Source organism: Corynebacterium macclintockiae (genome assembly GCF_027570165.1).
GTDB classification, from domain to species: Bacteria; Actinomycetota; Actinomycetes; order Mycobacteriales; family Mycobacteriaceae; genus Corynebacterium; species Corynebacterium macclintockiae.
Genome location: NZ_JAKMUV010000011.1, coordinates 1 through 23,742, shown reverse-complemented (window position 1 = coordinate 23,742; position 23,742 = coordinate 1). Strand labels below are relative to the sequence as shown.

Annotated in this window: 24 protein-coding genes; 11 read left to right on the top strand and 13 right to left on the bottom strand. The window is 61.5% G+C overall.

Annotated elements, in window-relative coordinates; genetic code table 11:
• Nucleotides 1–6 precede the first annotated feature (6 nt).
• Together L8U58_RS08455 and pheA are read right to left on the bottom strand one after the other, a co-directional pair.
• On the bottom strand, nt 7–861 hold the full coding sequence (locus tag L8U58_RS08455) for a histidine phosphatase family protein (protein ID WP_269955128.1): 855 nt from the start codon (nt 859–861) through the stop codon (nt 7–9).
• Nucleotides 862–868: 7 nt separating this feature from the next.
• Nucleotides 869–1,885 carry a prephenate dehydratase gene (pheA, locus tag L8U58_RS08450; RefSeq protein ID WP_051892184.1) on the bottom strand — a complete coding sequence of 339 codons (1,017 nt, stop codon included), beginning with the start codon at nt 1,883–1,885 and terminating at the stop codon, nt 869–871.
• A 74-nt stretch (nt 1,886–1,959) separates the two neighbouring features.
• On the opposite strand from pheA, the gene L8U58_RS08445 reads away from it, so the two are divergent.
• The 3 genes from L8U58_RS08445 (at nt 1,960) to L8U58_RS08435 (ending at nt 5,608) form a co-directional block, all read left to right on the top strand.
• Entirely contained in the window at nt 1,960–3,369 is a 1,410-nt protein-coding gene (locus L8U58_RS08445; protein WP_269955127.1) for an amidase family protein, read from the top strand.
• Nucleotides 3,359–4,126 (top strand): CPBP family intramembrane glutamic endopeptidase, encoded by a 768-nt coding sequence (locus L8U58_RS08440; protein ID WP_051898445.1) that lies wholly within the window; start codon nt 3,359–3,361, stop codon nt 4,124–4,126. The genes L8U58_RS08445 and L8U58_RS08440 overlap by 11 nt, the downstream gene beginning before the upstream one ends.
• A 96-nt stretch (nt 4,127–4,222) precedes the next feature.
• Nucleotides 4,223–5,608 carry an LCP family protein gene (locus tag L8U58_RS08435; protein WP_080720163.1) on the top strand — a complete coding sequence of 462 codons (1,386 nt, stop codon included), beginning with the start codon at nt 4,223–4,225 and terminating at the stop codon, nt 5,606–5,608.
• Nucleotides 5,609–5,629: 21 nt separating this feature from the next.
• Here the strand turns inward: L8U58_RS08435 and L8U58_RS08430 are convergent, their stop codons facing one another.
• From L8U58_RS08430 to L8U58_RS08420, 3 genes are all read right to left on the bottom strand, one after another.
• A complete protein-coding gene (locus L8U58_RS08430; RefSeq protein WP_274706563.1) occupies nt 5,630–6,502 on the bottom strand; it encodes a DUF5926 family protein in 873 nt (290 codons plus the stop codon).
• A 67-nt stretch (nt 6,503–6,569) separates the two neighbouring features.
• Entirely contained in the window at nt 6,570–7,454 is an 885-nt protein-coding gene (locus L8U58_RS08425; protein WP_269955125.1) for a glycerophosphodiester phosphodiesterase, read from the bottom strand.
• 75 nt (nt 7,455–7,529) lie between these two features.
• Nucleotides 7,530–8,531, bottom strand: coding sequence for an L-lactate dehydrogenase (locus tag L8U58_RS08420; protein WP_051879651.1), 1,002 nt, complete (start codon nt 8,529–8,531; stop codon nt 7,530–7,532).
• Between the two features lie 238 nt (nt 8,532–8,769).
• On the opposite strand from L8U58_RS08420, the gene L8U58_RS08415 reads away from it, so the two are divergent.
• Nucleotides 8,770–9,372 (top strand): superoxide dismutase, encoded by a 603-nt coding sequence (locus L8U58_RS08415; RefSeq protein WP_034968400.1) that lies wholly within the window; start codon nt 8,770–8,772, stop codon nt 9,370–9,372.
• Between the two features lie 354 nt (nt 9,373–9,726).
• A complete protein-coding gene (locus L8U58_RS08410) occupies nt 9,727–10,521 on the top strand; it encodes an LppP/LprE family lipoprotein (protein WP_034981543.1) in 795 nt (264 codons plus the stop codon).
• Nucleotides 10,522–10,547: 26 nt separating this feature from the next.
• Here L8U58_RS08410 and msrA read toward each other — a convergent pair whose 3' ends face one another.
• Together msrA and L8U58_RS08400 are read right to left on the bottom strand one after the other, a co-directional pair.
• The gene (msrA, locus tag L8U58_RS08405) at nt 10,548–11,270 is read right to left on the bottom strand and encodes a peptide-methionine (S)-S-oxide reductase MsrA (RefSeq protein ID WP_034976300.1); all 723 of its coding nucleotides are present in this window, start codon (nt 11,268–11,270) and stop codon (nt 10,548–10,550) included.
• Nucleotides 11,271–11,311: 41 nt separating this feature from the next.
• On the bottom strand, nt 11,312–12,769 hold the full coding sequence (locus tag L8U58_RS08400) for a TM0106 family RecB-like putative nuclease (protein WP_420839872.1): 1,458 nt from the start codon (nt 12,767–12,769) through the stop codon (nt 11,312–11,314).
• A 404-nt stretch (nt 12,770–13,173) separates the two neighbouring features.
• Between L8U58_RS08400 and L8U58_RS08395 the strand changes: the two genes are divergently transcribed.
• The 4 genes from L8U58_RS08395 to L8U58_RS08380 all read left to right on the top strand — a co-directional run bounded on the left by L8U58_RS08395 (nt 13,174) and on the right by L8U58_RS08380 (nt 16,872).
• Nucleotides 13,174–13,800 (top strand): DUF6474 family protein, encoded by a 627-nt coding sequence (locus L8U58_RS08395; protein ID WP_034968392.1) that lies wholly within the window; start codon nt 13,174–13,176, stop codon nt 13,798–13,800.
• Between the two features lie 87 nt (nt 13,801–13,887).
• Entirely contained in the window at nt 13,888–15,660 is a 1,773-nt protein-coding gene (locus L8U58_RS08390) for an alkaline phosphatase D family protein (RefSeq protein ID WP_269955123.1), read from the top strand.
• A gap of 218 nt (nt 15,661–15,878) precedes the next feature.
• The gene (locus L8U58_RS08385) at nt 15,879–16,226 is read left to right on the top strand and encodes a histone-like nucleoid-structuring protein Lsr2 (protein ID WP_034968386.1); all 348 of its coding nucleotides are present in this window, start codon (nt 15,879–15,881) and stop codon (nt 16,224–16,226) included.
• Nucleotides 16,227–16,335: 109 nt separating this feature from the next.
• Nucleotides 16,336–16,872 (top strand): DUF2020 domain-containing protein, encoded by a 537-nt coding sequence (locus tag L8U58_RS08380; protein WP_237743949.1) that lies wholly within the window; start codon nt 16,336–16,338, stop codon nt 16,870–16,872.
• A gap of 3 nt (nt 16,873–16,875) precedes the next feature.
• Here the strand turns inward: L8U58_RS08380 and L8U58_RS08375 are convergent, their stop codons facing one another.
• Nucleotides 16,876–17,076, bottom strand: coding sequence for a hypothetical protein (locus L8U58_RS08375; protein ID WP_043012789.1), 201 nt, complete (start codon nt 17,074–17,076; stop codon nt 16,876–16,878).
• On the bottom strand, nt 17,077–17,880 hold the full coding sequence (locus L8U58_RS08370; protein ID WP_269955122.1) for a class E sortase: 804 nt from the start codon (nt 17,878–17,880) through the stop codon (nt 17,077–17,079). It abuts the gene before it with no gap.
• Between the two features lie 108 nt (nt 17,881–17,988).
• Here L8U58_RS08370 and yidC point away from each other — a divergent pair, with 108 nt between their 5' ends.
• A complete protein-coding gene (yidC, locus tag L8U58_RS08365) occupies nt 17,989–18,948 on the top strand; it encodes a membrane protein insertase YidC (protein WP_051898442.1) in 960 nt (319 codons plus the stop codon).
• Here yidC and L8U58_RS08360 read toward each other — a convergent pair.
• From L8U58_RS08360 to L8U58_RS08350, 3 genes are all read right to left on the bottom strand, one after another.
• Nucleotides 18,945–19,715, bottom strand: a complete 771-nt coding sequence (locus tag L8U58_RS08360; protein ID WP_269955121.1) for a TetR/AcrR family transcriptional regulator — start codon at nt 19,713–19,715, stop codon at nt 18,945–18,947. The two genes, yidC and L8U58_RS08360, sit on opposite strands and share 4 nt — an antisense overlap.
• 107 nt (nt 19,716–19,822) lie before the next feature.
• Nucleotides 19,823–20,734, bottom strand: a complete 912-nt coding sequence (locus tag L8U58_RS08355) for a universal stress protein (RefSeq protein WP_034972234.1) — start codon at nt 20,732–20,734, stop codon at nt 19,823–19,825.
• A 195-nt stretch (nt 20,735–20,929) separates the two neighbouring features.
• A complete protein-coding gene (locus tag L8U58_RS08350) occupies nt 20,930–21,088 on the bottom strand; it encodes a hypothetical protein (protein WP_168163070.1) in 159 nt (52 codons plus the stop codon).
• Nucleotides 21,089–21,184: 96 nt separating this feature from the next.
• Here L8U58_RS08350 and L8U58_RS08345 point away from each other — a divergent pair, with 96 nt between their 5' ends.
• Nucleotides 21,185–22,126, top strand: coding sequence for a pseudouridine synthase (locus L8U58_RS08345; protein WP_269955120.1), 942 nt, complete (start codon nt 21,185–21,187; stop codon nt 22,124–22,126).
• A 2-nt stretch (nt 22,127–22,128) separates the two neighbouring features.
• Here the strand turns inward: L8U58_RS08345 and L8U58_RS08340 are convergent, their stop codons facing one another.
• Complete coding sequence (locus tag L8U58_RS08340) at nt 22,129–23,640, bottom strand: MFS transporter (protein ID WP_269955119.1); 1,512 nt, start codon at nt 23,638–23,640, stop codon at nt 22,129–22,131.
• Between the last annotated feature and the right edge of the window lie 102 nt (nt 23,641–23,742).

Below are 23,742 nucleotides of genomic sequence, written 5' to 3'. Positions count from 1 at the left end.
CCCGACCTATAGCGTGGCCGCGCCCCACCCCAGCACCTCGAACGCCCCCTCCAGGCTGTCGAGCACGCCCGACTGAGTTGCCCCTGCGGCGTTGTTTCCTGCGGCGCTCTTACTTTGGGACGCCCCAGGCCTGCCCACAGCAACATCAGCCAACTCACCAATGTTGTCCGGCACGCGCAGTGTAATGACGTTGCCGTTGGCCAGGTAGTGCATGAATGCCCATTCCGGATCTACCCCGCCGAGGAAGCGGGCGACCAGGCGGATCACCGCGCCGTGGCTAACTAGGGCTACGTCGGTGGCGGCCTCATTCGTCGCGTCATTCGCCGGGTCATTCGCCGCCTGGTTCTCCGCCAGAGTGCCGAGCAGCGTGGCCAGGTATTCGCGGAGAACCTCCGCTCCGGACAATCCACCCGGCACCGCCTTATCCACCTTGCCGAGCATCCAGGCGCCCAGAATGGAGTGGTAGGCCTCGTGGGAATCCTCGTCGTTTTTCATCTCGTACTGCCCGGCGGGGATCTCCGATACTCGTGGCAGTCGCTGGAGCGATGCCTTGGTGTGATCCGTTGCGTTGTCGCAGGCTGCGGCGTCATCTAAAAGCTCACCGCGAGAGAAGGCCGCAGGAACTAGCTCGCCGCCGAAAGCACCGGCCACGCCCACCGCGGTTTGCTGGGCGCGGGCGGCAAAGGAGGAAACGATCTTTAGCCGCTGCGTGCGCTCGGTGAGCCACTGCCCGGCCTCGGCGGCCTGCTGCCACCCCAGGTCCGTCAGGCTAGCTCCCGGCAGTGCGGTATCCAGGGCGTGGATGGCGTTAGAGGTCGTCTGGCCATGCCTGACCAGGAAAAGCCTTGTCGATCGTCCCATTCGCTAGCTACCCTTTCGCACCGCGCTTCAGCGCCTCTATCCACCTACTGGATTCAGCGTAGTTCGGCGGGGCACTGCCCGCATGGCGATGGAAAGGATGTGGCGATTGAGAATCCGCAGCCTGTAGCGGCTCCGCGGACGGCCAACTTCCTAGGAAGCGCACATCCTCGGCGCGGCGGTAAAGTCCGGCCAGCGCTTCAGCCACAGCGTCGTCTTCAATGTGGCCGACGATGCCAATGTGGAAGACGTAGTTGCCATTCGCCGCGCCCTCGCCCTTTTCCCCGGTGCGGCGGGGCCGCGATCCGATGCGAACCATATCGACCTGCCGGGTGGATAGCTCCGCGATGGCATCTAGCAGGCTGGAGGGCACATTCGGCAACCAGAGGATCATGCCACTGCGGTCGCTGCCCGTGCGCTCGGTGGGTTTCCCGGGTTTGCCGACCAAAATGAACCGAGTCTGGGCGCCGGAGACATCCGCCACCCCTTTAGCGACGGCATCCAATTGGTGAATCTCGCCCGCGCGTGCCGGGGCTGCGGCGGCATCCGCCTGCCCCGCTTGCACGGCCGCGGCAGCCGCGGCGTTGCTGGCAGCGGGGACGAAGGAGACATCCGGCAGGTGCTTTTCCACCCAGTTGCGCACCTGCGCCTCGGCTACGGGATGGGTGGTGAGGGTCTTCACATCCTCCAGGGCAGTGCCAGGGCGAACCAGAATGGAGAACACCACGGGCACCAGAACCTCACGGTAGATCTGTAGCGGCGCGCCGTAAGTCAGTGCGTCCTCGGTCTGGGAAACCGGCCCGTCGACGGAATTTTCCAATGCCACGCACGCGAAGTCGGCCTCCCCATCGCGCACCATGTCCAGGGCGACGCGCGGCGAGGCGACGGGGATCTCAGTGGCGCCGGCGGGCACAGCGCCGATCTCCTTGAACTGCTTCAGCGCCTGTTCGGTAAAAGTGCCCTCGGGGCCCAGGAACGCAACGCGCACAGTGGACTGCACGCTGGATTGCTCAGTGGAATCAGCCATAAGACGGAGTCTAATGGAACCCACAGACAAGCTAGCCCCAAGGCCAATCACTGCGGGTATATCCTTGTTAAACAATGAATCCCGCGCCCAACCACCCCCAGCCCGACCGTGCGAACTCCTTCGCCGACCGCCTTGCCTACGCCCGGCGCGACACGGGTCTGAGCAATGCCCAGCTGGGGGTCACCCGGGTCTACGACAACCCCCACAGCTACGACTTTCTGCGCAGCCACCCCGACCTTCACGACCACCCTAACCACCCCAACAACCCAGACCTACCCTTAATCGGCGAGGAAGTACTGATCAAGGACCTGCAGCAAGTCGCGGGCGAGGTCACCACGATGGGGTCCGTCCACCACGGCTTCACGGCGGCCTATCACGATACGACTGCGCACCGCCTGCTAGCGGGTGGCGCAACGCTGGTGGGCGCTTCTGCCTCCGCAGAATACGGCACCACGGCCTATACCGAACCCGTCGGCATGCCCCACCCCGTCAACCCGCTGCACCCGGAGATGATGGCAGGCGGTTCGTCGGGCGGAGCGGCAGTAGCTGTCGCCCGCGGGCTGGTGAACATCGCCCACGCGACCGACGGCGGCGGGTCGATCCGCATCCCCGCGGCTTGCTGTGGCCTGGCTGCCCTGAAGCCCGCGCACAATCACCAGTTCGGCACGTTTACCCCGGTGGCCCAGGGTTTCATCGCCGCGGACATCCCCACGACCGCCCGCGCCTATGGCCTGCCTGCACCAGATCGGGGCACGTTGCACCGCAGCCACCCTTCCCAGCCCCTACGCATTGGCTACACCAATAAACCCTTCCACACCCGCAGCCGCGTCTCCCCCGACATCGCCGCTGCCACAGCCGCCGCTACCGCGCTGGCTACCACGCACCCACTGGTCGAATCCGTCTCGCAGGCTCCCGCCCCGTACCCGCCAGCCACATTCCAATTCTTCCGCGAACTCATTGCTTCCCGCTGCGCAGACCTTCCCGGCACGCTGTCGCCCATCACCGCGTGGCTCCGCGAGGAGGGGCGTCAGGTGCCGAAATGGCGGCGTCAACAATTAGAACAACAAATAGTCGGGCTAGACCCACAGCGGGCATGGCAACACTTCGACGTGATCGCGACCCCTACCCTCGCATGCGCACCCCCTCCCAATGGAGCGTTTTCGCAGCTCACCCCCGTTGATAACTTCTGGGCCCAGACCGCCTGGACCCCATGGGGCACACTGTGGAACCTCACGGGCTGGGCCAGCGTCACCCTCCCCCTCATCGCCCCGGAACGCGTCCCCGGCCGCTGGCCCATCGCACTGCTACTGGGCGCCGTCGGCAATCGAGTCAGCGCTGCGACGTTGCTTTCCCTAGCGGGCTTTCTTATGGACGCCACCTCGCACCTCCCCGCCGAAAGCCTCAGCGTCGCGGTACCGGGCGATATCGAGGCCCTGGATTTTCGCGCCAAGCCGGACAATAGCCACAACCACCATGAGCACTAAGAACGAACCAACCATCCGACACGGCGCGAGCGCCGAAACCAACCGCAGCGCGCTGTGTTGGGAGATCCTCATCGTCCTGGCGATCACCTTCGGTACCAGCGGGCTGCGCGCGATAGCGCGACTAGTGGAGGCCAGTGTCAGCCCACAAGCCCTCAACCAACAAAGGGCAACGCTCAACAAAGCACAGTCCACGCTGGCCTGGCTGGATCCGGCGCTGCAGTTGCTTTCCAGCGGAGTGCTGGTCGCATGGGGTGGGCTGGCGATGTTCCTTCTGCTGCGGCACGCGCCCACTCCTGCGCTGGTGCGCCACTGGCGGCTGCGGACGCGAGACTGGCTGCACGGCGCGGGGCTGGCGGCCATCATTGGCCTCCCTGGCCTGGCGTTCTACGCGGCTGCCGTGCATCTGGGGCTGTCGAAGCAGGTGGTTCCGACGGGACTTGCCGAAACCTGGTGGCGCATCCCGCTGTTGGTGGTGAACTCCTGGGCCAACGGTTTTGCAGAGGAGCTGGTGGTCGTCGCGTGGCTCAGCACTCGCTTGCGGCAACTGCGTGTTGGTTGGGCGTGGGTTTTCGCCGCAACCGCCATCCTGCGGGGCAGCTATCACCTGTACCAGGGCTACTCCGCCGGGGTGGGCAACATCGTGATGGGCTTGATTTACCTGTGGTATTTCAAGAAAACCGGGCGGATTTGGCCTTTGGTGATCGGCCACGGCCTGATCGATACGGTTGCCTTCGTCGGCTACGCTGCACTGTACTGATCCGAGCTTGCTGGCGCCGAGCGTGCTGCAATTCAGCACAGCACAGCGACTGTCGTTGTCCTAGCCTGCGAGGCGCTTGCGGTTAGTATTGTGCCCATGAATTCTCGCGACAATTACGGCTCGGGCCGCAATCCTGGCAATTCCGATGGTTCGGAGTTTGCCCGGGATCGCCACGGCAAGCCCCTTCTGGATCGCTATGGGCGACCTGTGCGAAAGGGCGGGGGCGTGATCCCTCCTAGCAATAACCAGTCACCGCGTCGCGAAACGCGCAACTTGTCCGATTCGATGCATGCAGAGCGGTCGGCCCAGCCGGAACGACCAGCGCAGCCGGAAGAACCCCAGTACCGCCGCGCAGAGCCGCAGGCGGCTCCCCCGGCAACCCATCCGCGGGCAAGCCAATGGCAGGCGCCGTCGGCACAGCCGGGGCCAGCGGATCACGCGGCTCAACCTGGCCAAACGTTCGGCGATCCGCAGTTCGGCAGCTCCCCTGATCGCGCTGGGCGACGAGGTGACTCCCGCCCGGCGCGGCGCCCCCGCAGTCGCACGGCGCCACGGCCAAAGCGGCGCAAACGCTTCGGTTTCTTCAAAACGGTCGGCCTACTGCTCGCGATCGTCCTAGCATTCACCATCGGCGCGACGGTATGGATTGATACGAAGCTACAGCGCACGGATGCTTTGCAGGATTACGACGGCCGACTGGGCGGCACTAAGGGCACGAATTGGCTGCTGGTGGGTTCGGATTCCCGCGCAGGCCTCAGCAAGGAGGACGCCGACCGGCTCATGGCCGGCGAGCTCGACGATTCGGTGGGGCGCACCGATACGATCATGGTCGTTCACATCCCACGCTTCGGCGGGGACGCGACCATGCTGTCCCTGCCCCGCGATAGCTGGGTGGATATCCCCGGCCATGGACAAAATAAGCTGAACCAGGCATTCTCCCTCGGCGGTCCTGCGCTTTTGCAGCGGACGGTGGAGCAGGCGACGGGTATCCACTTGGATCACTACGCAGAGGTTGGCTTCGGCGGCTTCGCCAATGTCGTCGATTCCGTCGGTGGCGTGGAGATGTGTCTGGATGAACCGCTGGATGACCCGATGGCGGGCATCAAGTTGCAGGCCGGTTGTCAGGAGCTCGACGGCCCGACCGCGCTGGGTTATGTCCGCTCCCGCTACACCTCTGCTCGCGGCGACCTGGATCGCGTGGAGCGCCAGCGGAAGTTCCTGGCGGGGTTGTCAAAGAAGATCAAGTCCCCGGGTGTCCTGCTGAACCCATTTAAGAACCTGAAGGTCGCCGATGCGTTGAGCTCAAATATGCAGGTCAACGAGGGCGACCACGTGTGGCATCTTGCCTCGCTCGGCCTGGCGCTGGCCGGTGGCGCGAAGCAGGAGACCGTGCCAATTGCGGGCTACCAAGACACGTACGCCGGCAACGTCGCACTGTGGGACGAAGCCGGCGCAGAGGAGTTGTTCTCAAAGCTCCGCTAATTGCTCGAGCTCCGCTAGTTACTAGCGGATGGTGACCTCGCGGGACTGGATGGTCTGCTTGGCCTTCTGTTCATCGGCGCTCAGCGGCGCATCCTTGGCCAGAGCTTCCTCGATCTTCGCGTCCAGAGCCTCCAGGCCTTCCTTCCAGGAAGCGGACTCGCGAGTGCGATCCAGATCCCACACCGGAACCAGGATGCCGTGGGTGCGGAACACGCCAGCGAACTTGGAACCCTCGCCCAGGTGTAGCTCACCAGCGCCGTGCAGTCGGGCCAGAGCCTCCAGCAGCTCCTCTTCACCCTCCTGGCGAACCCAGCGGATGTGCGCCTTGTCGGACGGGTCGATCCACCACGCCGCACCCTTGATGTCGGCCTCCACGCGCTCGGACGGCAGCACGGAGTCGTTGGCGCGCTGCAGAGTAGCCGCTACCTGCGGGTTGTCACGGCTCTCCTCTGGCAGCCACCAGTCAAAGTCCTGTGCAACGTTGATCTCCGCCTGGGCGTCCTTATCCAGGATGTCCGTCAGCGCGGGCTCGGTGCCGTCGGACAGGCCGACCTCCAGGGACTCGCCCGGCTGAGCCTGCTTCACCCAGTTCAGGACGTAAGCCAGGTCGCGGTTCGGGTTGTCTCCGCGGCGCTGGGTCTGCAGCGCTACGAAGCCCTCCCCACCGTCTTCTTCCGAACGGCGCAGAGCTGCGACGGCACCCGGCAGAACGGTAACGATGGAGATCTTGTGCTCCGCGTCCTTGACCGAAGCGACGAAGTGCGCCGAAGGAACGAATTCCTGTAGGGCGATCAGGTCAGCCTCCATGGCGAAGCCATCGAAGGGGCGCGCGTCCTTTTGCAGTTTGGCACGCTCGGCAGCTCGGGCAGCCAGCTTCGCCTGACGGCGGCTCATGCCTTCGGGCAGATTCTCTTGGTTCTTTTTCTTCTTAGCCACGATCCCTTATTGTACCTGGCCATACCTAGGAGATCGCGGTGACGCCCGGTTCTTCAACTACTGTCGGTGCGCTCGCTTTGTTTCCGAGATCCACACCATTCTCGCTATCGCGCCACATGCGCGCCCTGCCCGGGTAGTTCGTCGCCAGCCAGGTCACGCCCTGCCGTGTAGCCCACCGCACCTCGTCTTCCTTGTCCGCGGTCCACATGTAGGTGCCATCGCCGAAGCGGCCGATAATGTCCGGGCGAATCCGACCGCGGGCGACGGACAACCCGTGGGCGTCAACAACATGCAGCGCCTGCAGGCCAGGGTTGAGCATGCGCTGGTACTCACGGCGCAGCAGAATGCGGTGGATCCCCGGGTTGATCATCTTGAAACGCACCAGAGATTGGGGGCTAAAGCTGATGAGGTGCACGTGCGGACTGTCCGCCAGGTGCGCCCGCTGTAGCTCGTAGTGCAGCGCGTGTTCAACCTTGGGGCCGTAGCGGTTCGGGTGCTTTGTCTCGATAAATATCTCTTTTTTTATGGACGCCCCGCCGCCCTCCGCGGACAGACCTCCCGGCCGCTGGCTATGCCCCGGCTCGGCGGACACACGCGAGGAATTGATGTCGTTGAAGAATGTCAACAGCTCGCGGAGAGTAAGTACCTGCGCGGGCTCTTCCGGGGTGCCAACGTTGAGTTCCCGCAGCTCGGCCAGCGTCATTTCGCTGATCACGCCGCTGGACTTCTTAGGCTTTTCCACCGCCACCCGGTCGATGGTGCGGTCGTGTATGCACACCAGCTCGCCGTCCCTGGTCAGGCGAATGTCGCACTCGAAGCCATCCGCGCCCCTTTGCTCGGCAAGTTCATAGGCTGCCAGGGTGTGTTCAGGGCGCTCCTTGGAGGCTCCACGGTGGGCGACAATTTTCATACCCTCCATTCTTAGTGCGCCGGGGCGCAACCGGCATCCGCTAAAGGCCGGTCGCCTCCAAGTTTCATTTACTGTTTACTTAACCAGCCCCGCCTCGGCCATCACCTTGCGCAGCACGGTGGCGGAGTGGTCGAACTTCTTCTTTTCCTCCGCATCCAGCTGCAGCTCCACCGCGTGGCGCACACCCTGACGGTTGATCACTGCGGGGGTTCCGATGTAGATGTCCTCGAAGCCGTATTCGCCCTCCAACAAAGTGGAGATTGGCAGCACAACATCTTGGTTGCTAAATACTGCCTGCGTGATGCGCGCCAGCCCCATGCCAATGCCGAAGCTGGTGGACCCCTTGGCCTGGATGATCTCGTAGGCCGCGTCGCGGGTCTTCACGAAGATCTCGTCGACGTCCTCGCCAGCCGATTCCCCCATCATTTCCAGCCGGTGCTGGATGGAGGTGCCCGCTACGGATCCGGCGGAGAGCACTGGCAGCTCCGTATCACCGTGTTCGCCGATGACATAGGCGTGCACGGAGGTCGGCGCCAGGTCGAAGTAGCGCCCCAGCGAGTAACGGAAACGTGCGGTATCCAGGATCGTTCCGGAACCAATCACGCGGCTGGAATCCATGCCGGAGAACTTCCACGTTGCGTAACTGAGGATGTCCACCGGGTTGCTGGCGACCAGGAAGATGCCGTTGAAGCCGTGTTCCATTACGTCGCCGACGATCTTCTTGAAAATGGAGGTGTTCTTCGCAACCAGGTCCAGGCGGGTCTCGCCCGGCTTCTGTGCCGCGCCCGCGCAGATGCAGACCATGGCGGCGTCTCGGCAGTCCTCGTAGGTGCCGACGGTGACGCGGGTGTTGTGGTGCGACCACGGCACTGCGTGGTTGAGGTCCTGCACGTGCCCCCAGGTCTTGCGTTCATCCAGGTCGATGATGGCCAGGTGGTCGGTCAGCCCCTGGTTAACCAGGGCGTATGCGTAAGCTACGCCGACATCACCCGCGCCGATCAGGACGATCTTGGTGCCGGGGGCCGGAGGAGTGGTGGCGTTGTTGGTGGATACTGGTGTTGGTTCCGGAGCAGTCACTGTGGTGGCCTTCTTCCTTGTTTGTTGCTTTCTAGGTTGCCTTATTGAGTTGACGCCCACACGCCAGCATAACCCGGGTGCCAGTCACGCTCACCGCAGACTTTTCTGATAATTGAACTTCCGAAACATGGCGTCAATAACTTAATTTTTCGTAAGAAAAAACCTTGCAGGAACAATATTTTCGCGTCACACTTGTTGTCATAAGCACATCCGACGTGTGAAAGGAACTTTAAAAACAATGGCTAAGTACGAACTTCCCGAGCTGGACTACGCTTACGACGCACTGGAGCCCCACATCTCCGGCGAGATCATGGAGCTGCACCACACCAAGCACCACCAGAACTACGTCAACGGCGCAAACGCTGCTCTGGAGAAGCTGGAAGCTGCCCGCAAGGACGGCTCCATCGCCGGCGTAGTTACCGCACTGTCCAAGGATCTGGCTTTTAACCTGGGTGGCCACACCAACCACTCCCTGTTCTGGAAGAACCTCTCCCCGAACGGTGGCGGCGAGCCGACCGGTGAGCTGGCGGAGGCAATTAACCGCGACTTCGGTTCCTTCGAGGCTTTCAAGGATCACTTCTCCGGCGCGGCTCTGGGTCTGCAGGGCTCCGGCTGGGCAGTTCTGGGCTACGACCACATCGCTGGCAACCTGGTTGTCGAGCAGATGACCGACCAGCAGGGCAACCTGTCCATCAACCTGACCCCGCTGCTGCTGCTGGATATGTGGGAGCACGCCTTCTACCTGCAGTACAAGAACGTCAAGGCAGATTACGTCAAGGCTGTCTGGAACGTCTTCAACTGGGACGAGGTTGCTAAGCGCTTCGAGGCTGCAAAGAAGTAAGCCTCATGCGCTGCTGATCGCAGAGCCCATTGCAATATTTATTGCAAAGCCTATTGCAATCGAACTCCAGCAAGCGTAATACTGGGTATACAACTGAATAACTTCGAAAACTCAAAAGCGAAGACCCTGTATCCGCAGTAAAAGAAAACTGCGTTCGATACAGGGTCTTTTGCGTACCCTAGCGAAGAAGCTTTCACCCACTCTTATTCGCTTATTCGCCAAGGTACAAAGCGTGCGCAGCGTGTTCCGCAATGTGCAGACTTTATGCAGACAAAGTGCAAACAATGTGCAGAAACTGCGCACACATTGCGCACAGTCACACACTCACACACGATCTGAGATTGGAGAAGAACCATGAAGGCTCACTCTCGAAATTTCAACATTCCCCACACTGAACGCACTCATCGCCCGCGCCGCGGCCGTCGCACCCGCCAGTTCGGTGCAGCGATCGCGCTGACCGGCCTGCTGCTCGGCACCGCCGCCTGCGGCGATGACGATGAATCCCAGGCTTCCGGCAATACCAACACTCCAGCAGCCACCGCCGCCGAGGCAGAGTCCGGTGCAGCTGGCGCGGCCGACGCACCCGAAGGCGCCAATGGCGCCAATGGCGAGCAGCCGGACACTCAAAACGTCGCAGCCTCCACCGCCGAAGCTCCCAAGGGCGACCAGAACAATGGTGAAGAAAGCGGTGGCGCAGAAACCGGTGGCACAGAAGGTGGCGGCAAGGAGTGCCGCGTGAATTCGACGGCGCCGGAGATCACCAACAACATCAGCAAGCTGCCGCCGAACCCACACGGCTGGAAGCTGACTAATCAGACGAACTACAACGCGTGCTCTGACCTCAGCTACGCGCTGATCACTCAGGCCAGGCAGGGCAACGCCCAATTCGCCACCCAGCTGATGCTGTTCCACAAGGGCAACTACATCGGCATCGCCTCCGACACGGTTCAGCAGACAGAAATCCTCAAGACCACTCCGTCCTCGGTTACCGTCCGCATGCGGGACTGGGAGGCTCTGCACGAGTCGGGTGAAGCCAACGTGGCCGCCAGCAAGTACTTCTCGGACGTAACCTTCCGCTGGGATGGCGGCAAGGTCGTGCCCGACGGCCGCATTCCGAACCAAAACCTGCCGAAGAAGATAGGCGTCTAGTTCGCCGCCCTAGCTAGCTTCGGCAGCTAGTCCCCCAGCACCCCGACGGGGCAACTCACGCCATTGGAACCGTGGTTGCAATACCCGTCGGGGTGTTTGTGTAGGTACTGCTGGTGCTCGTCCTCGGCCAAGTAATAGTGCCCATCGCCGATGTTCGCCAGCTCGGCAACCTCGGTGGTGATGGCCCCAAAGCCCGCGTCGGTGAAGCGCTGCTGCCAGCCCTCGATAGCTCGCTGCACGCGCCCTAGCTGCTCAGCATCTTGTGTGTAGACGCAGGAACGGTACTGGGTTCCCACGTCGTTGCCCTGCCTGTCGCCCTGTGTCGGGTCGTGGTTTTCAAACGCGATCTGCAGCAGCTGCTCCAGGCTCACGGCTGCTTCGTCGAAAACGATCCGCACAACTTCGGCGTGCCCGGTGCGCCCGGTGCAGACCTCGCGGTAGGTGGGGTTCGGGGTATATCCGCCGGCGTAGCCCACGGAGGTTCCCCACACCCCATCCACTCCCCAAAACATGCGCTCCACACCCCAGAAGCACCCCAGCCCCAGCACTATCTGCGCAGGTCGTTCCAGCTTCCCTTCCCAGTATTTGTCTTCCAGCCCGGTCAGTGCCGTGCCCAGCACCGCATTGGGCTGCGGGTCCACCAGCACGGGCGTGCGGCCGCCCTTCAGCGCGTCATCCGGCCCTACTCTTTCGGCTCGGAAAGGCCCCTGGCTGTTGAGCGCCAGGATGCGATCGAAGAAGTTCGTCATGTCCTTTGTGCCCTCTCTGCTGTTTGTTGTTGCCGCTGTTTTTATTGACGCCGCAGTTCCCGCAGTCCCGGCGCGCCTCTGCGCAGCCACGCGCGAACCGCTGACGTTGCCACACAATCGTCGGCGTTGTAGCGCTCCAGCTTACGCCGGGCAGCTTGGGCGGTGGTGCGGGATCCGCCGATGGCCTGCTCGAACAGTTCCACTGCCGCTTTGCCGTTGATGCCCGCCTGGCTGAACTCGAAGCCAGCCAGCGGGGCGACTGTCTTCAGCCCTAGAGAATCCGTGGCCGCCAGAGCCTTTTTCACCAGGCTAAAGCAGTCGCACCAGTGTTCGGAGGTGATAAAGGCATTGACCTCCGCCAGCGTGGGCATCGTGACGCGCGCACTCGTGCCCGGAACCTCGTAGCTGCGCCCGCCGTAGCGCTCGGCGGCGTGGCGCAACCAATAGTTCTCCCCCTGCGCGGCATACACCCAGACCTGGAAGCTCTTTTCCTCCGCCAGTGCCTGATCCTTCTGTGCTTGCAGCCATTGCCAGAACTCGGCAACGTGCAGCCCTTCATCGCCGTCCCGACTGAAATCCCCGAATCCTATGTACCGGGAGCCGTCGAAAGTGCCCCAGAGGAACGTGCCGCGGTTCGGGTGAGCCTCCATGTCCACGTCGATTTCCACCCAATCCCGCTGGTCAGTGGCCGCCCCTGCGGTCTCGCCTACCCTCCGGGGCGCTCCACCCCACAACTCCGGCGCCTCGAACCAGCGGTTCTTCGGCCTGCGTAAAGCGACCTGCCCGTCCATCCATGCCTGCGCCAACTGGGGCTGTTCCCCGCTGCTCTGTGCAGCCAATTGCGGCAGGGTCTCGATACCCTTTTCCCGCCACGTGCGAGCCTTATCACCTGGCAGCAGCAGACTGATTTCTTGCGCCTGAAGCAACTGGGCACGGCAGTGATTATGGAATTCGCAGGTCCGGCACTCTTTAATCCGCCGCGGGGTGGAGGGAATCGGCTCCTCCAACGCAGCGTAAAGGCCAGGGAGCACGGAGGGGGCGTCAAAAAAGAAACAGCGTGGCTTCCCCGGCCCAGCGCGACCAATCAGCGCCACGGTGTTGGCGGCAAAACCCCATTGCTGCAGTACAACGTGGGCCATAGCGATCTTCTGCGCATCCCCAGCCACCGCGCGATGGCGATAATCAGTCGGCGCCGGCACGGCCAAACCCAACGCGTTGATGTCCGCCACTCGGCAATCCGCGAGCTGCGTTGCCTTCGCCCGGCGCGCCACGGAATGAGAGGAAATGGCGACGGGGGTGTACTGCATGAACTCATCCACGCCTTTGCCCTGATCCGCGCGCACCAGAAGATCCAGCTCCACACGGAAGGGCCCCTCCGCTAGGACGGGGCGGGTGATCAGCCGCGCGCCCGAAGCCAAAGCCTCCAGGGTCTGCTCCACGGCAGTATCCCGATCGATCGGGTCGATGTCCACGCGGCTGGGGAACAACTTGTCCCCGATCCGCGGCTTGGTCGGGAGGAGTTGGAAAACCAGATTGCGGCGGATCTCGGCGTTCGCCCGGTGCTGTACGGCCTCCACATAGGCCTCTAGATCCTGCGGAGTGTGTAGCCGCGGCCGCTGTACCTCTGGCCGTTGTGACTCTGGCCGCTGCGCCTTTGCCCCGCGCCGAAGTACCGCCCGGTGGCGGCAGCCCACGCAATCGCTGGGGCTGAGAGGCGGAAGATCTTCAGGCAAGCTCACAATAGTTTCTAAGCCTAGCGCGTCGGCCGGACGTGAACGCACCGTGGCTGGCACCTCCATAGCGGCCTGCCCGGGTGTCGAAGTAAGGTGAAGCGCGTACAGTAAAGATGTTTCTTAAGTAATCTGGTTGAACAGTAAGACAGATCAATACGCATCGGAGTGACATGGGACTGCTCAGCGGTATGCGCAAGCGCCGTCAGGAAAAGAAAGCCGTCGAAAAGGCCGCGAAGGTTCGGGCCAAGGCTCAGGTGAAGGCCGACTCGAAGCTGGAGAAGCGCAAGGAGGCCTACCTGCGAAAGACTGCTAAGCAGGTGCGCAAGATGGATGCCAAGGAGATCAAGGCACAGCGCAAGCACAACGAGAAGATGGCGAAGGCCTCGCTGGAGCAAATCAAGGCCGGGCGCTTCAACTCCAAGAACGTGCTGCGTATTGCGGGGGCTGCCCGCGTTGCCGCTCCTTTTGCCATTCCGCTGTTCTACCGCGGTGTGACCGCGCTGCAGGAGGCCACGAACGGCGCTACTGCCCGCCGCAGCGGCCTGGCCACCAAGGCCACTGCCCAGTTCCCTGGCGACGGCGGCCTGCAGCAGGCTCGCATCAATCGCATCCGCAAGTCTCTGGATAAGGGGCTGCCCTCGGGATTCGCCAAGGATATTTCCGAGCGCATGGATGATCTGGATAATGCGGTCGAGAATTCCCGCTCGATGAACGAGGACCAGGGCAAGCGCGTGCTGCGCTCTGTGTCCAACGAGCTGGATCTGGTCGAAGCGCAGATTAAGGCTAAGCGCGACTAAATAGGGCGCAGCTAAAGCTGAGCCAGACCCCAGAAGACGGGGGGCGTTCGCCAAGCAAAACCTGAGTGAACATGGTTTTATAAATCCATGACGAACAACCCCACGGAAAATTCCACCCCGGCTCAGTCCGGGCAGTTTACCCGCCGCCAGGTTCTGCAGACTGGCGCCGCCGGTGCCGCCGCAGTCGGAATCGGTTCTATCGCAGCTAACTCCGCCGCTTCGGCCAGCCCATTGGGCTCCTCCAAGCCGGCCAACCCGCCGATCAATATGAAGATGGGCAAGGAAGCATTCCAGCACGGCGTGGCCTCCGGCGACCCGTACCCGGATAGTGTGCTGCTGTGGACCCGCGTTACCTCCAACGAGAACGACTACCCCGGCCTGGAAAAGGGGCAGACCACCACCGTGAAGTGGGAGGTCGCCACCGATAGCAAGTTCACCACAGTCGTCACCTCCGGCACCGCGAAGGCAGAACCTTCCCGCGATATGACCGTGAAGGTCGAAGCCCGCGGCTTGAAGCCTTTCACCGGCTACTTCTACCGCTTCATCACCATCGACGGCCCACGCAAGGGCCAGACTTCCCCCGTGGGCAAGACCCGCACCGCACCGGCCAAGGGCGCGGACGTTTCCGAACTCCGCTTCGCCCTGTTTAGCTGCTCTAACTGGGAGGCTGGATACTTCAGCGCCTACCGTGACATGGCCAATCGCGGCGATATCGACTACGCCCTGCACGTCGGCGATTACATCTACGAGTACCCGCGCGGCGAGTACACCGGTAAGACCGGTTCGGTTCGCCTGCACGAACCGGCTAACGAGATCAAGTCCCTGGCCGACTACCGCCAGCGCTACGCCCTGCACCACACCGACAAGGATCTGCAGGCCGCACACGCTTCCTGCCCGTGGATCGTCACCTGGGATGACCACGAGGTCGCCAACGACACCTGGTCCAACGGTGCGGAGAACCACCAGCCGGACAAGGAGGGCGACTTCATCGCCCGCCGCAACAACGCGATGCAGGCCTACCTGGAGTGGCTGCCGATCCGCGCTACCCCGCTGTCCGAGAAGGGCCACATTTACCGCAACCTGTCCTTCGGCAACCTGGTCGAGTTGAACATGCTGGATCTGCGCACCTACCGCAACGAAAAGCCCGGCTTTACCTCTGCACGTAAGACCGACGACAAGTCCCGCACCATGCTGGGTTCGGAGCAGTTCGGTTGGCTGACCAAGAAGCTGTCTACCTCTTCCGCCCGTTGGAACTTCATCGGCAACTCCGTCATGATCAGCCCGGTTCTGATCCCGCCGCTGGATCCGGAGGCCACCAAGGCCGTCACCCAGCTGCTGGGTCTGCCGGAGGAAGGCATGCCGTACAACCTGGATCAGTGGGATGGCTATGCCGCCGAGCGCCGTCGCGTGACCAAGTACCTGCTGGATAACAACATCCGCAACACCGTGTGGCTGACCGGCGACATTCACTCTTCCTGGGCCTGCGACATTCCCGCTGCCCCGGGAACCTACCCGCGCGGTGGTGTTGCAGGTGTGGAGATCGTCTGCACCTCCGTGACCTCCTCCAACATCGACGACATCCTTAAGCTGCCGGAGGATAACGCGCTGTCCCACACTGTGGAGTACGCCTTTACCAACATGAACCGCCACGTGAAGTACCTGGACTTCGATTCCCACGGCTACACCGTTGTGCGCGTGACGAAGGATGCGGTGGACGCAAACTGGATGGCGCTGGGCCCGGACGGCAAGCTGAAGCCGAACCAGCCGCTGCACTTTGCCAAGGCAGCCAGCGCGAAGTGGGGCGAGGGAATCCACACCTCCAACGTGCGAATCAACCCGGCTGATCACTCTGCTCGCTAAAAACTGCCCACTTAAAGCCTTTTAAGTGCTTTAAGCAAATGCCTCCAGGTCACCCCCTGGGGGTATTTTTTATGTCGATATATCTTTTATCGACGCCCCGTTTCCAGCACTTTTCATATTCAATAAAGATTATGCAATACATTGCATTGCAATCTGTCGCTCAGTTACTACACTAAACATCAGAACATTAACAATCCTTAAAAGAGGGGAATGCACTGATGGCACGCCGCGAAATTACCCAATTCTTTGACGACCTGGACGATACTCCATTGGCTGAGGATCAGGTCAACGTCGTCGATTTCAGCCTGAATGGCGTTGATTACACGCTGGATCTGTCCGCAAAGAACCGCGAGGCATTTGATAAGGCCCTGGAGCCTTTCATCAAGGTCGCCCGCCGCAAGACCCGCGCCGGTGTAGCCGGTCGTCGTGTGGCTTCCCGTAGCGCTAATCCGGAGCGCAACCGGATGATCCGCGAATGGGCTAGGGAAAACAACATCGAGGTCTCCGAGCGCGGACGCATTTCCGCCGATGTTATCGAGAAGTTTGAAAAGGCCCAGGGACAGTAAAGAAATCACCGTCTAGGGTATTTTCGGTTTTATGGGAGATCTGAGGAATCCGATACTGGGGCGTCACAAAGCAAAAAGGGCACCCCTTGCACTGGTAGCAGCGACCGCAATGGCATTTAGCCTGAGCGCCTGTGGGGATAACTCGGGGAACGGTCCGGCAGACAGCGCCACCTCCTCGACGGAACGCACCGTCGACCCCGTCAAGGGGACGGAACTGCCGATTGAGGCAACCCCGGAAAAGGTAGGCCAGGGCGGCCAGGAGGTCTGCCCCTACCTGGACGGCGACTGGCTGCAGAATACTAACGGCCAGCGCCTCACCGGCACCGGTACGGATGAACGCTTCGACCCCCCGGCCTGCGTGTTCTGGTCCTACGAGGATTACCCGCAGGTAACGGTAATGGTGCGCCACATGCGCACGAACTCCGACGCAATTGCGGTGGTCGACCACGCCGCACCGATCGATTCAACCCTGAAGGCGCTAGAGCCAAAGGGATGGAGCGGCGGGCGCCGCGGTGGTGACGGTAAAACTGGTGCCGTGTACGCCGTGTGGAAGGACGAAACGGCAGTGGTGGTGACTACCGCTCAGGAACAGTCCGTGAAGGCGCAGAAGATCGCCGAAGAGACGATCAAGAACCTGAAGCTCTAGCCGCTAAAGCCCCAGCACCCTTTGCGCGTCCGCAATGCGCAGCAACCCCTCCGAGACCCCCACGTCCGTCCACGGCATCATCGGCCCCACCCAGGGGAAAACGACTTCCATCAGCAGGAAGAAGATGCCCACCAGCAGAACCAGGACGATAAATAGCTTCACCCACCACGGGCCTGGCAGGTTGCGCCACAGCATCGCATACATTTAGGCTCCCTCCGTCAGCTCTTTAGGTGTACTCCCGGCCTTCTTCGGCTCGGAGCGGACAAGTGCCGCGTGGACGATCATGCGCTCCTTATTGGAGAACTGCGGGTGGCACGTCGTCATTGTCAGCAGCCCCGCATCCCCCGGGCGCACCTCGACACGCTGTTGTCCTGGGACGGGGTTGATCACGTTAATGTCGCTGGGGGTGGTGATGTATCGGCCATTGACGCCCGCGTATTCGCCGCTGGAGATCTTCTGCGCCAGCTCGGAAGGCATGCATTTTTCGGCCTCCGCCTTCCGGTTTCCGGGGGCGGCGTCGATCGGCAGCACACGGTAGATGTTCCAGGTGCCTGCGGTCTCCACAACCACGGCATCGCAGGTGTTCAGCAGGCCGAGGTCATTGAAGGGGGAACCGCGCCCCACGCGGTGGCCCGCCATGGCGAAGTTGCCCGGCTTTCCCGGGGCTTGGCTGTCCTCGTAGTGGCCCGGCCCTTTGTTCAGATCGTCGTCGGCCACGCCCTTGACGATGGAAAAGTTGAAGTCCGATCCGAAAGAGGGGATGTAGAGCCGGGCAAACGCCGCGCCCTCCGCCGGCTCAGTCAGCGGGCGGGGATTCTTGTCATCCCATTGGTTGTCTAGCTCTCGGGCAACGGCGGCTTGTTCGCGACCGGACTGGATGTCGGTCCAAAAGACGTCCCAGAATCCAAATAGCAGCGCAATCACGCCGAAAGTAATAAGGAGTTCACCGATTACGCTAATTGGATCGAGTCGCTTGCTCGTTCTCGCTGCCTTCCGGTGTCGTCCCATGCGACACATCGTACTACGTTTCCCCGTTTCTTATGCTTCCCAATCTGGCATTAGTAATGCCCCCTCCATATCCCGCAAGGTACCTGGTTGGCGGGTAAGCTCCTCTGCATGAAGATCGTCGAGTATCCCGTTGCGCTTTTCTTGAAGGCTTGGCACTATCTTTTTGCTGATATCTTCGGTTGGGATGCTGCGCAGTCGTGGCTGTTGGCACTAATTCTTCTTATTGTCACTGTGCGTGGTTTGCTTTTGCCCTTCGTCTACCGGCAGTCGTATTCCAGTCGCATTTTGGTGAATATCCGCCCGAAGGTCTATCGGCTAGAGCAGGAATACAGCGGGAAGGATCCCGAGACCCGTAAGGAGCTGGCTAGGAAGCGCCGCGAACTGCAAAAGGAACACGAATACCGATTTTCGGATGGTTGCATTCCTGCGCTGGTTCAGCTTCCTGTTTTGCTGGGCCTGTACCGCATGCTGATCCACGTCACCAGTCCGGATCCGGAGGTCAAGGCGGCAGTCAATGGCTTCGGCCCGCTCAATGCCGAAGAGGTCCAGTCATTGCTTTCCGCAAAGCTCTTCGGGGTTCCTCTGGCGGCCTATGTGCAAATGTCAGATGAGCAATTTGCAGAGATCCACACCACGATGGAACAGGTCTTTTGGGTAGTGTTCCCCATGGCCATTCTGGCCGCAATTTTCACCACCTCTAACTGGGCTTATTCCATGTACCGCAATTACCGCACGGTCGACCACAACTCTGTGTTGGCCCGCGGCTTGCTGAAGATGATGTGGCTGATCGGCCCGGTTGTGCTGATCGCGCCGTTCACTATCGCCCTGGGCGCGGTGGGCCCGGTCGCGCTGATGATCTACTGGGTGGGCAATAACCTATGGACCACCACGCAGACAATCACTCTGCAGCGCCACCTGGACCGCAAGCTCCCCTACACGGAGGAGTTCCTGGAACACCACCAGAAGATGAAGGTCAACCTTATCGAGCGGAAGAAGGATAAGAAGGCGGGTCGCAAGGCGAAGAAGCGAGCTACGGCGGACTCCCCTGAGGAGCCTGCCGAGAGCTAGATGTTGTAGCTCATCGGCGCGGTAAGCAGCAGCTGCTTCGCCAACCCGCGTGCGGTTTCTAGTGGCACAGTGTTGCGCGACATTTTCGCACCGCTAAGGCCACCGTCCATGAACACCATCAGTTGGTCGGCCAGCGTCTGGGACGCATAGCCGAAGCGCTCGGTCAGCAGCTCGGCCATCGTGTCGCGGCACCAGCGCCGGTAGTCCATCGCCGCGTCGCGGATGCGCTGCTCCGAGTCCGTCTCTGGGCGCGGGTATTCGCTGGCCGCGTTTTGGAAGTGCGAGCCGCGGAAGTTATTATCCGGTTCCTGCTGAATGCACAGGTCAAAGAAGGCAATGATGCGATCCTCGGGGCTTTCGCGCGGGTCAGCCAGCGCGTGCCAGTCGTCGCGCCATTTCTGGTCGAGCTCCCGCAGGTAGGCAACCACCAGATTGTCCTTCGACCCGAAGAGCGAGTACAGGCTGGCTTTCGCCACGTCCGCGTCGCGCAGAATGCGGTCGATGCCGATTACGCGGATTCCCTGGGTAGTAAAGAGGTTCGTGGCGCTGGCCAGCAGGCGTTGCCGAGGGCCAGGGCGGTTACGGCGACCGGAGCGAGCAGCCTGCTTGGTTGCCTTCTTCGCCGTTTTCTTCACTGTCTTCTTGGTAGTTTTTGTGGCGGTTTTGGCGCTCGTCTTTTTTGAGGACGCCCCGTCGCGTGCGCCGGCGGAAGAATCAGAGGTGGCCGCGGATCCCGACTCGCGGGATTTGTCGTCTGCCGTTGCCATCCACTTGTCTCCTTCTCTACATGGCTACTTTTCAGGTTTGTTTACTTGCTTAAGTCTACAAAATCCTGCAGGGCCACCAGAACCCTACAGGACTTGTAGTTTATTCCCTAGCGCTTCTTGCTGTCCTTTGGGCGTACAACCATCAGCGGGCACGGGGAGTACTGCAGCAAGGTGCGGGAGGTAGATCCCAGCAGCATTCCTTTGAATCCGCCGCGGCCGTGGGAGCCGACGACCAGCAGCTGAGCGTCCTTGGCGGCCTCGGTGAGGGACTGCACTGGGCGCTCGCGCTCCACGATCTCCTCAACCTGCACGCTGGGGAACTCCTTGATGAGGTCCTTCAGCTCGTCCTCCATCATGTCCTGACGCTCGACGATCATGCGATCCATCTGGTTCTGGGCATCGACCAGGCCGACGTAGGAGGTGTGGATCTGGGAATCGGTCCAGGAGTGGATTGCACGCAGCAGGGCACCACGCGCCTCGGCCTCGCGGAAAGCGATACGCAGTGCCTGACGCGATACCTCGGAGCCGTCCACGCCCACCACGACGGGACCGTACTTGTTTTCCGCGGTCACGTCGTTATCCTTGCGGACCACCACGACCGGGCAGTCGGCGTGGGAGACCACGGCGCTGGAAACGGAGCCCATGACCAGGCCGGACAGGCCACCGAGGCCACGGGAACCCATGACGATCATCTCCGCGGTGGTGGATAGATCCAGCAGCGTATCGATCGGGGCGCCTTCCTTCACCAGGTAGCTAACCTCAACCTCTTCACTGAAATCGCTGACGATCTTGTGGGCGTTTTCGATCTTGTCAACCGCCTCGCTTTCGAGCTCGTCGTAGAGTTCCTGCGGGGGCACCATCCCGTCGGCGTACATGAATTGCGGCATGGTGTAGGCGCTGACCAGCTTCAACGGCTGCTTGCGCTTGAGGGCTGCGTTCGCTGCCCACCTAACGGCTTCGTTGCTGGCATCGGAACCGTCAACCGCAACGATGATTTCCTTATCGCTCGTGGTAGCCATGGGAAATGATCCTTCCTTGCAGGGCATTATTCGATTTGTCCTTCAACACTTCCCATTATCCTGAAAAGCAGTAATGAATGCAGGAAGGTGCCTGATTCGCCCCTATTTTCGGGACATATCAGGCACCTTGTGAGTGATTCGTGAATGGTCGGTGTAGTTGGTCAGTGAGTGTGGTCGGTGTAGTTGATCAGATGATTAGCGACGAGTGGTGTCCGGCAGCGGAACGTCGTCAGCAGCAGGGGCGTTGGACGGGGAGAAGAACTCCAGCAGCGTGCGGAAGATGTTCAGCAGAACACCGCCCAGCTCGCTCTTGAACAGGTTAGACAGGGAACCGGTAATTGCAGCAATATCCATGCCGGGTAGCATAACGGATTGATGGGACCTTTACCAGTAAAAAGGGGCTTAAATCCTACGCGGATCCTTGTTCCCCCAGCTACCGACACGCCGTGGGTGGCAAAAGATTTTTTGTGGCACCTCATTTCTTCCCAGCGTCACCGCGCAAAAGATGATGATTTTAGTGCTGTTTTAGATCGCTTTGCTGCAGGGGAAGTCTGCCTGGATTCCGGCACCCCCATCGCCCCGGACGACGTCCTGCGCCCGGGAAGCTTCATTAACTTCTATCGCCGCCCAGCCCCGGAGCGTCCAGTCCCCGGCGAGATCACGGTGCTGCACCAGGACCGAGACATTGTCGTCATTGATAAGCCACCTTTCCTGGCGACCCTCCCGCGTGGCCAGCACATCACAGAAACTGCGCTAGTGAAGGCTCGCGTTCAGCTGGGCATCCCAGAGCTCTCCCCTTCCCATCGCCTCGATCGCCACACCCGTGGTGTGCTGCTGATGACCGCCCGCCCAGAGGTCCGCGGCGCCTACCAGACGATGTTCGAGCGCCGTATCCCCCACAAGGTCTACGAGGCGCTCACTCCCCTGCCCGACGAGGCTCCCTTCGCCCCGATCGCCCCTCTGGCCGATTGGCGTTCGTGGGATCCACCCACGCCGGAGCGCCCCTGGCGCCTAGAGCACTGCATGTCGAAGACGCGCGGGCACCTCAGCACCGTCCTCACCGATGGCCCTCCCAATGCGCTCACCGTGGTCTCTGGACTGCGCACGGAGTGCCGCGACGGCCACGACGTTCTGGTTTGGCGCCTCGAGCCACACACCGGCAAAACCCACCAGCTGCGTGTCGTCCTGCGCTCGCTGGGCTTGCCGATTCTGAACGATCCTCTCTACACCGAGCTCACGGACGCAGCGCTGTTTAGTATGGACGCCCCTACGCCCCGGCCGGTTTACGCGGAGGACGAGGACTTTAGCGCTCCCATGGGGCTCATCGCCAAGGAGCTCCACTTCCCCGACCCGTTGACTGGCCAGCAGCGAAAGTTCATCAGCAACTTCTAGCTTTAATCTTCCAGCTTTACGGTAACGCCCCGCAGGATCCGAGCCGTGTAGAGGGAACCCGCCGCCAGCACGACCACGACCAACCCGGAAACCAGGGCGAAGGCATGTGAGTAGGCCGTACCCGCAGCGGCGAGCAAAGGTTCAGTCCAGCTAGCTTCGGTGGAGTGCGCGATGTGCACGGCAGAGTGCAGGCTCTCCCCCGCCGACTCGGGCGCGCCGGCCGGCAGAACAAACAGTGCCGAATACAGTGCCGTCACCAAGCTGCCCAGAACGGCAATCGAGGTCAGAGATCCGAATTCGTAGCTGACTTCCTCCACTGAGGAGGCCATGCCTGCCCGGTGGCTGGGCACGCCAGAGATCATTGCGATGGAAGCTACGGCCATCACCGCGCCCAGCCCCATGCCCTTGATAAATAGGCCGCTGAGAAGAATGGGCGTCCAACCCCAAAAACCATAAAGGCACACGATCGCCGCACCGATCGTGGCTACGCCGAACCCTCCGGCGATCAGGCGGCGAATGCCGAACTGCGCCAGGCGCGCGCCGGCGTAGATCGATGTGGCCAGAGCACCCATGGCCGCGAAAGTCACGTACACACCGGAACGCAGGGGGGATAGACCGTCCGCGAGCTGCAGCTTCTGCGTGATGACGTACTGCAGACCCGCGAGGGCGAACATTGACAGGGCGGCTCCCAAAGCGCCGCAGCGGAACGCGGGGTAGCGGAAAATGTCGAGGGTGATGAGGGGTTGTTCTAACCCTTCTTGACGCCGCGTAAAAGCCCAGCCACCGAGGAGGAGCAGTACGACAGCCACGCCGATGACTGGCCAATTCTGCGGAGCATGCGTGCCTTCCTTGATGAGCATCACCGCACTGACCAGGGTGATCATCGCGTAGACGGAGGAACTGAAATCCCAGTGCTTGTCCGGGTTTGCACGGTCGGGCGGGGCCACAAAAGGCACCGCGACAAGGGCTGCGATCACCAGCGGGACGTTAACGAGGAAACAAGAGCCCCACCAATACGCTTCCAGCAATAGCCCGCCGACGATGGGGCCGAGGGTTGCAGAGACAGTGGACAAGCTGCCCCATATGCCGATGGCCAGGTTCAACTCTGCGGGATTGGTGAAGGTAAGCCGGATCAGCGATAACGTGGACGGCATCATCGTGGCGCCTCCCACGGCAAGCAAGGCTCGCCCCAGAATGAGCATCGCGGCGCTTGGCGCAAAGGCCGCCAGCAGTGAGGCGCATCCGAAGATGATTAGGCCTGCAATGAACATCCGCCGGTGACCGATCTTGTCCCCGAGCGTGCCGGTCCCGAGCAGTAGGCCAGCGATGACGATCGCGTAGATATTGACGATCCATAGCTGTTGCGTGCTGGTCGCGCCAAGGTCTTCGACGAGACTAGGGAGTGCTGTGTACAGAATGGTGTTGTCGAGCGTAATGATGGTGATGCCTACGCCGACGGTGGCCAAAAGCAGCCAGCGTTGGAGGGGACCCGTATTAGCCGACTGCGCGTTCATAGGGGTGACTTTACCAATGCCGATTAGGACTGGAAAATGGGAAAATAGGGCATGAAAAAAAGGGAGTGTATACGCGTAAAACGTACACACTCCCTTAATCTT